The organism is Cupriavidus sp. 05T313 (genome assembly GCF_056396665.1).
Genome location: NZ_JBFTLX010000378.1, coordinates 1 through 4,802 on the forward strand (window position 1 = coordinate 1; position 4,802 = coordinate 4,802).

Consider the following 4,802-nt stretch of genomic DNA (forward strand, 5'->3'; position numbering starts at 1 on the left):
CTATCAAAGATGGCAACCTTAGCTCTAATTTCAAATTTTATCGAGAGAATTGAGTGTTGCAGTGGAATCTCCGGGGATTTCCCTAGGTTCAGATCTGATTTATACAACAATGCCACATAAAAATGAAAATATTATTCATCGCTTCGCTGGGATTTTTAGCGCTAATTCAAGCATCACTATCCTTCGCGGATAATGTAAATGGAAAAAATCTCTATTTACAGAGATGTGTCATGTGCCACGGAATGGATCTCAAAGGAACAGGACCGTTGGCTAATAAAAGCAACCCTCCCACACCTGATCTTACAACATCCGCTTTAAAAAAACGACTAAATGATTATCCTGGCGTTATTGTATCATCGATAATACTTCGTCCAAATGGAGACTTGATTCCCAAAACTCTGCAAGAGAATGGTGTAAAGCTATCGCCGTACTCTTGGAGGGTTAAGGATTTTCGCGATTTAAATCAATACATGATTAGTGTGATTTCCAAAAATCGATGATTTTTAGATGAGAGGTGGGCACGGAAATCTAAGGGCCATTTCAGGGTCCGGACGGCCTGGCCCCGTCATCGGGCCCAGCCCAAAGGGTCTTCTAACGGCCCTGCAGGCAAGTGCCGCCCGGCCAGCTTGATGCCCTGCCTGTCGCCTGCGGTCTGCGCGCACCGCCAGGCCGTCGGGTTAGCACCTCGGGCCTAACAAGGGGGTGGCTCCTTCCCTCAGCCCTGCAATGCGGGCATGACCACTTCCTGCACAATCCGCATCCCTTCGGGCGTACTCCAGCTACCCGCAAGCTCGGCAATTACCTGGTTCGTACTGGAGAGCGTGACGCCGTTCTTCTCCATGCGGCGCAAGGCCATGTCGTCGCCGATCTTGCTCGGCGAGCCGCCGGCATCGGCGATCACCTGCACTTCGTAGCCAACGCGCACCAGGCTCAGTGCCGGGAACACCGTGCAGACATCGTTGGTGACGCCAGCGATGATGAGCTTCTGGCGCCCGGTTGCCGCGACGGCCGCAGCAAAGTTCTCGTCATCCATCGCGTTAACGATACCGACGCGCTTGATGCGCGCGGCGAATTCGTCCGGCAGGATGGTTTCCAGTTCGCTCAGCAGCGACCCTTGTGCGTATTCCTCCATGCTGGAGGTCAGCACGACCGGCATCTTCAGGATGCTGGCGGTCTTGGCCAGCATCAGCGCGTTGCGCTTCATCTCTTCGACGGGGATGGAATGGACCCAGCCCATGGTGCCGACCTGGTGGTCGATCAACAGAAGCGCGGCGTTATCGCCGGTGAAGCGTTCGAAAGCCATGATGAGACTCCTTCGTGGTCAGGTTGCGGTGGAGTGCAACGGCGGGCCGGCAAAAAGCATGACCTCGGCGCTGCCGTGGAGAGCTTGCAGCGTGATCGCGCAGGGCGCGTCCTGCGCCGGAAAGACCGGGAGCTTGAGATCGTTGCGCCCGAAGTCCTGGCCGTCCACCATCGCCGTGCCGAAGATCGGCATGACGAAGGCACAATGTCCTGCGTCGATGCGCACGGCCAGTTCGGCACCTTCTTCCAGCGAAATGTCGAGCATCGTCACTTCGGTCGGCGGCGTCAGCGGCGAACGGGCGTGCCGGAAGCGTCCCACGGGCACGCGCACCTTTGCCCCGGGCAACTGCACCACCGGTACGTCCTGCGGTTCCAAGGTCAGTGCGAATGGAGCAATGTACTGTCGCTCCGGGGCAAGGTTGACGAAGATCTGCAACGAATGGACAGTCTTGCCGGCCTCTGCCGGAACTTCCTCATGAACGATACCGCTCCCGGCCGTCGCCCAGTGCAGGCCACCGAGTCGGATCAGGTTGCGGGTGCCGAGCGAATCACGGTTGTCGATRCCCGTTTCCGAGTCGAGGAACAGGTAGGACACGGCCGAGAAGCCGGCATGGGGATGCGGCGGAAAGGTCGGCGCGCTCATCCAGGCATGATCGATCCCGAGGAAGGGATCGATCAGCGCTGCCACCCCGCRCAGGCCGTAGGCGCGGAAGTGGCTGCCGTGGTTGGCGCGCTGCAGCGGGGCAATGACGGGCATGATGTTTGCTTCAGGCACCCTGGGCTTCACTCAAGGTTGGGTAGTCGATGTAGCCCTGCGCAGTGCCGCCGAAGAAGCCATTGCGGTCCGCCTCGTTCATCGGCGCGCTGTGCTTCAGCCGGGCGACGAAGTCCGGGTTCGCGAGTACCATCTGGCCGTAGGCTTCCAGGTCGGCCAGCCCCGAAGCCAGGTCGGCCCCGACCTGCTCGCGCGGGCGGCCCGGCCGGTTCAGGATCAGCGTGCGCTGCCAGAGCTTGCGGATGTCGGCCTGCACCGCTTCATTGCCCTGGTGCATGATGTGCAGGTAGGCCAGCCCCAGCTTGTCGAGTTCGGCGACCAGATAGCGGTACAGGGCCGGTCCTTCGGCGCCTTCGTCGATGCCCCACATCGTCGTGCCGGGCGACAGCCGGATGGCGGTGCGGTCCGCGCCGATTTCGTCGGCAATCGCAGCAGCCACCTCGATTGCGAAGCGGGCGCGGTTCTCGATCGAGCCGCCGTATTCATCGGTGCGGGCGTTCGCGCTGGGGGCGAAGAACTGCTGGATCAGGTAGGCGTTGGCGCCATGGATCTCGACGCCATCGGCACCGGCCTCGATCGCGCGGCGGGCCGCATAGCGGAAATCCCGGACAGTCTGGCGCACTTCCTCGGTGGTCAGCGCACTTGGCACCGGAATGTCCTGCATGCCCTTGGCCGTGAACATCGGCGTGCCCGGGGCGATGGCCGACGGCGCGACGCCCCGCCGGTGATGCGGCGTGTTATCCGGGTGCGACATGCGCCCGGCGTGCATCAACTGGATGAAGAGGTGGCCGCCCTTGGCATGCACGGCATCGGTGGTTTTCTTCCAGCCTGCCACGTGCGCGTCGGTGTAGATGCCTGGCGTGGTCAGGTAGCCCTGCCCGTCGTCCGAGGGCTGGGTGCCTTCGGTGACGATCAGGCCGACACTGGCGCGCTGGGCGTAGTACTCGGCAGCCATTTCGCCCGGCGTGCCGTCGTACTGGGCACGGCTGCGGGTCATCGGTGCCATGACCAGGCGGTTCTGCAGAGTGTAGCGGCCGACGCGGACGGGATCAAACAGTTTGCTCACGATGGAATTCCTCGGTTGAATTGGATGGAGGCATCATCGCGCGTTCCTTGTGCGGGATAAATATGGTAATTTGGAGAACATTGATCCGATAATGGAGCAATTGCATGGAACTGCTTAACGACATGGCGTTGTTTGTTGAGGTCGTCAAAGCCAAGGGTTTTCGCAGCGCCGGGGAGGCCATGGGCGTGCCGAACTCGACACTGTCGCGCCGGATCAGCGGATTGGAGAAGGCGATCGGGCTGCGCCTGCTGCATCGGACGACCCGCAAGATCGAACTGACCGAGGCCGGCCAGATTTACTTCGAGCGTTGCAAGCGCATCGTCGATGAAGCCCGCCTGGCACACGAGCAGCTCGGCGAAATGCTGGCCCAGCCCAGCGGCGTGCTGCGCGCCTCGTTGCCGGTGGATTTTGCGGTGACCTACCTGGCGCCCCTGATCGCCGAATTTGCCGGCCTCTATCCTGGCATCACCTTCGATTTCGACCTGACGCCGAGACGGGTCGACCTGGTCAGCGAACCCTTCGACGTGGCAATCCGCATGGGGGAATCCGAAAGCTCGCAGTTGATCGCACGCACGCTGGCCTCGCTCACGCCATACCTCTATGCCTCGCCGGGCTACCTGGAGCGATCGGGCGAGCCAGCCAATCCCGCCGACCTGGCACGGCATGAGTGCCTGGGCATCCTGAAGGCGGGATCATGGACATTGCACGATGGCGAGCGCGCCACCACGGTGTCGGTGGGTAGCCGCTTCACGCTCAACAGCGTTGGCATGATCCGCCGGCTGGCGACGCTCGACATGGGCATCATCCTGATGCCCGAGGAAATCGTTGCCGATGACCTGGCCAGCGGGAAGCTGCGGCGCATCATGCGGGCATGGCACGGCATGCCAATGCCGGTCTATGCCATCACCGAGACCCGCCTGCTTCCCGCGAAGACTCAGCGCTTCATTGAGTTCCTGCGGGAGAGATTGGGGCGATAGCTCGGCAGGGTCCAATAGTCGCCGAGCATCGGGATGATTCGGCCCTCAAGCGCAATGGGGATCAGTCCCGAAGAAAGACCGCTTAAACCATGGTCAAACCGCAAGACTTCTCGCGTTCGATCCACCCAAGGCGTGGTTCCTCAGCCATTTCCCTCCATGCAATGGCGAATGTCCGTAGCTCGGTGCCATAACCGCCGTTCAACCGCGCGCGCACAACGGCCGTGATGGGTCAACCGGCCATTGAGCGAGCCACACGACGCGCGGTGGAGCGACCGCCTTGCTCCCCAAACTGTCGAGATGTCAGCAAATGCTAGGCAAGCAACCGCAAGGCATCAGCGAGCGAGAGCACCGTTGTGCGCGAATCGAACGCCGTTGAAAAAAGATGATCGTGCACGACCTGATCCGGGTCGTAGCAGCAATCCTTGACCGTGAATAAACGGAAGTCCGCATCGCTCGCGTACGCGACCGACGACAGCACCACACCGGTCGAAGCAATGCCCACCATGAGCAGGGTATTGATACCCTGCGCGGAAAGCCGTACCTGCAGGTCGGTACCAAAGAACACGCTGGCGCGATGCGCGACGATGAGTGGCTCGGTGGCCTGTTGGCCGAGTTCCGGCGAGATCTGGTCGTCGACGAAAAGACCCAGTTGCTTGATTCCCTGCCCATTCCTGTTCAACGG

Annotated in this window: 6 protein-coding genes; 2 read left to right on the top strand and 4 right to left on the bottom strand. The window is 60.9% G+C overall.

Features of this window, described 5'->3' with window-relative positions:
* Positions 1 to 122: 122 nt before the first annotated feature.
* The gene (locus AC1DKD_RS39150) at positions 123 to 500 is read left to right on the top strand and encodes a c-type cytochrome (RefSeq protein ID WP_477111790.1); all 378 of its coding nucleotides are present in this window, start codon (positions 123 to 125) and stop codon (positions 498 to 500) included.
* Positions 501 to 715: 215 nt separating this feature from the next.
* Here the strand turns inward: AC1DKD_RS39150 and AC1DKD_RS39155 are convergent, their stop codons facing one another.
* From AC1DKD_RS39155 to AC1DKD_RS39165, 3 genes are read right to left on the bottom strand one after another with little or no spacing between them, the layout of a single operon-like run.
* Positions 716 to 1,303, bottom strand: coding sequence for an isochorismatase family protein (locus AC1DKD_RS39155; RefSeq protein ID WP_477111791.1), 588 nt, complete (start codon positions 1,301 to 1,303; stop codon positions 716 to 718).
* Between the two features lie 18 nt (positions 1,304 to 1,321).
* On the bottom strand, positions 1,322 to 2,059 hold the full coding sequence (locus AC1DKD_RS39160) for a pirin family protein (protein WP_477144555.1): 738 nt from the start codon (positions 2,057 to 2,059) through the stop codon (positions 1,322 to 1,324).
* 10 nt (positions 2,060 to 2,069) lie between these two features.
* Positions 2,070 to 3,143 (bottom strand): alkene reductase, encoded by a 1,074-nt coding sequence (locus AC1DKD_RS39165; RefSeq protein ID WP_441629531.1) that lies wholly within the window; start codon positions 3,141 to 3,143, stop codon positions 2,070 to 2,072.
* 104 nt (positions 3,144 to 3,247) lie between these two features.
* Here AC1DKD_RS39165 and AC1DKD_RS39170 point away from each other — a divergent pair, with 104 nt between their 5' ends.
* A complete protein-coding gene (locus AC1DKD_RS39170) occupies positions 3,248 to 4,120 on the top strand; it encodes a LysR family transcriptional regulator (RefSeq protein WP_441629532.1) in 873 nt (290 codons plus the stop codon).
* A 310-nt stretch (positions 4,121 to 4,430) separates the two neighbouring features.
* Here the strand turns inward: AC1DKD_RS39170 and AC1DKD_RS39175 are convergent.
* The coding region (locus tag AC1DKD_RS39175) for a cysteine hydrolase family protein (RefSeq protein WP_477144556.1) at positions 4,431 to 4,802 on the bottom strand (372 nt) is incomplete at its 5' end.

Bases quoted from the DNA above. Each gene is read 5' to 3' on its own strand.
- AC1DKD_RS39170 (WP_441629532.1), top strand. From the start codon at position 3,248: ATGGAACTGCTTAACGACATGGCGTTGTTTGTTGAGGTCGTCAAAGCC.
- AC1DKD_RS39150 (WP_477111790.1), top strand. From the start codon at position 123: ATGAAAATATTATTCATCGCTTCGCTGGGATTTTTAGCGCTAATTCAA.
- AC1DKD_RS39155 (WP_477111791.1), bottom strand. From the start codon at position 1,303: ATGGCTTTCGAACGCTTCACCGGCGATAACGCCGCGCTTCTGTTGATC.